The 2,206-nt window shown below is 62.1% G+C and carries 2 protein-coding genes and 1 pseudogene; 1 reads left to right on the top strand and 2 read right to left on the bottom strand.

The window, feature by feature from the left end; all coding sequences use genetic code 11:
- Positions 1-243: pseudogene (locus WAW17_RS00345) on the bottom strand (fumarylacetoacetate hydrolase); the annotation flags it as partial.
- A 49-nt stretch (positions 244-292) separates the two neighbouring features.
- Complete coding sequence (locus tag WAW17_RS00350; protein WP_422331047.1) at positions 293-862, bottom strand: VOC family protein; 570 nt, start codon at positions 860-862, stop codon at positions 293-295.
- A 301-nt stretch (positions 863-1,163) separates the two neighbouring features.
- On the opposite strand from WAW17_RS00350, the gene WAW17_RS00355 reads away from it, so the two are divergent.
- On the top strand, positions 1,164-1,808 hold the full coding sequence (locus WAW17_RS00355; protein WP_422331048.1) for a TetR/AcrR family transcriptional regulator: 645 nt from the start codon (positions 1,164-1,166) through the stop codon (positions 1,806-1,808).
- Positions 1,809-2,206 lie beyond the last annotated feature (398 nt).

The raw sequence follows: 2,206 nt of genomic DNA on the forward strand, positions 1-2,206 counted from the left end.
GTTCAGGCCGATCGCGAAGATCTGCCGCGGAGTTCCGACCGGGGCACCGAGCTGTGTGGGGTCGAAACCTTCGCCTTCGACGTCTCCGAGATCTACGGCCTGGGCCCAATCTCGAAACTCGCTCCACCGGTCGAGCGCATCTTGCATGTCCGCGGTGAATCGTCCGTCACTGGCGCGTTCGACATCGACAGCCCGTCCGTCCCGCTCGATGGCGAGTCGGCCGTCGACATTGAGTAGTCGCATTTCGTCCTCATTCGTTCTGGAGCCCCCTCGGGCGCCGCCTTCGTTATGGTCAGGTGGTCAGCATCTCGAACACGTTGACCTGTGGGGACTGCTGCGCCCACGCGCGGGTGGTCAGTTCCGACTCCGGTACGCCGGACTTGTAGGCCTTGGCCAGCGCGGCGGCGTCGAAGCTCGGGCCGATGGAATCGGTCGCGTATTCCTGTCCGCGCATGTATTCGGTGGCTTCGTCCGCCGTTGCAAAATTGTCGATCTGCAGTTCGACCATGTTGCCGTCCGGATCTCGGTAGTACATCGACGTCGTGACGCCGTGTTGAACCGGCACCCGCGGCTCGATTCCGTCCGCGCTGAGTTCGAGATACTTGTCGACCAGATCTCCCAGCGTTGGGAAGGTAAAGGCCGAGTGTGCGAGTCCGACTGTCACCGGGGTACGTTCGGGCAACCCGCCTCCGGGCGGTCCGAACAGCGCCAACCGGTGGTGCTCTTCGTCGGTCGTGAGAAAACACATCACGGGGTTCTCGAAAGCAATCCGTGCGCCGAGTACCTTCAGGTACCACTCGCGCATTTCGGGCAGTTGATTGGTCTGCAGCACGATGTGCGCAAGACGCGGGTTGGCCGTCATCGTCTTCTCCAAAAGATAGTGGTCGACTGTAAACACCCGTCGCGAAAAAGCCGCTCAGGGCGGCGGTGCGAAACTTGGGGTTGGGCGTGTCCGAGATGGGGCGCCCGTAGTGATCGGACGTGTGCTTCCTCACAAGGTATGCTTCCGTTGATTGGAAGTCAACGATTTGGGTGATTGGAAGTCAATGGTTTTGAGGCTGGCGTATGACACCGTGTCGCGAATCGAGGATTTGTCCATACTGGTTCCGACGAGAATTTCGTTCTCGCCAGACGGAGCGAATCGTGCGAGGAAGGGCCGATAGATGGGGGCAAAAACACAGGTGACGCCGCGAAAGGCTCAGGCGGAGGAGACTCGCCGTCACATCCTCGAAGTGGCAATCGATGCGTTCAGCATCGAGCAGTACGACGATGTCGCAGTCAGTGACATCGCCGCAGCTGCGGGCGTCGCGCACGGGCTGCTGTTTCACTACTTCAAGAACAAGCGCGGCATCTATCTTGCGGCGATGGAAGAAGCCGCCCGGGAGTGGGAGGCTGCGCTCGAGGGGGATTCCACCTTGCCGCCCGGCGCGCGGATGCGGCAGATGTATTACAACCAACTCCGATACCTGGCCGAACACAGAGGCCTGGCAATGCGGTTGGTGCTTGGCGGGCGAGGGGCCGACCCCGAAGCGTGGAAATTTTTCGAGGAGAGTCGGTGGCGCGCGATTGAGTGGGCCTGCACCACCCTCGGGCTTGATCCGAAGGTACCTGCGCTGCGGATGATGCTGCGCACGGCAACGGCTGCCACCGATCAAGCGGCCGCGTACTGGCACGAACACGGCCAACCCTTCGACGTGAGATTGCTGACCGACGTCCTCTTCGAGCAAACGATCGCTGCCTTGCGTGGAGCCGCGATGCTCGAACCCTCCCTCGATGTCGATCGAGCGATCGAACTTCTTCGCGCCTGACGCCGCGGTTGTACGTGGGACATAACCGGTGTCGAGACGGCAACCCGGAACGGCGCATGTGGAAGATGAAGCCGTGACGCCCGCCCGGTGCGACGCAGTCGCCGGTACGCTTCCGCACTCACCCCCCGGTCGTCGAATCAACCGGGTGGCCTACGCATCGGAATCATCATGAAGCGCACTGCGAAATCTGCTCGCGGAAGCCTTGATCTGACTGCCTCCAGCGGCCTGCGGTGTGCACAGTCAAACTGAGCACCGCAATTTCCGATGCCCGCGAACACGTTTGCGAGGCATCCGGACCGGCCGACTCGGGGGCCTGCTCCATTGGAACAGCCGCGCGTGCCGGCGGGGCATGACAACCGTTGGCAGTACCCAGAGCGCCCCGTGCTGCTCAGGTATCG

The sequence above is a fragment of the Rhodococcus sp. (in: high G+C Gram-positive bacteria) genome (genome assembly GCF_049286785.1).
In the GTDB taxonomy this organism is placed as follows: Bacteria; Actinomycetota; Actinomycetes; order Mycobacteriales; family Mycobacteriaceae; genus Rhodococcus_F.

Coding starts and splice junctions, on each gene's coding strand:
- WAW17_RS00350 (WP_422331047.1), bottom strand. CDS start 862: ATGACGGCCAACCCGCGTCTTGCGCACATCGTGCTGCAGACCAATCAA.
- WAW17_RS00355 (WP_422331048.1), top strand. CDS start 1,164: ATGGGGGCAAAAACACAGGTGACGCCGCGAAAGGCTCAGGCGGAGGAG.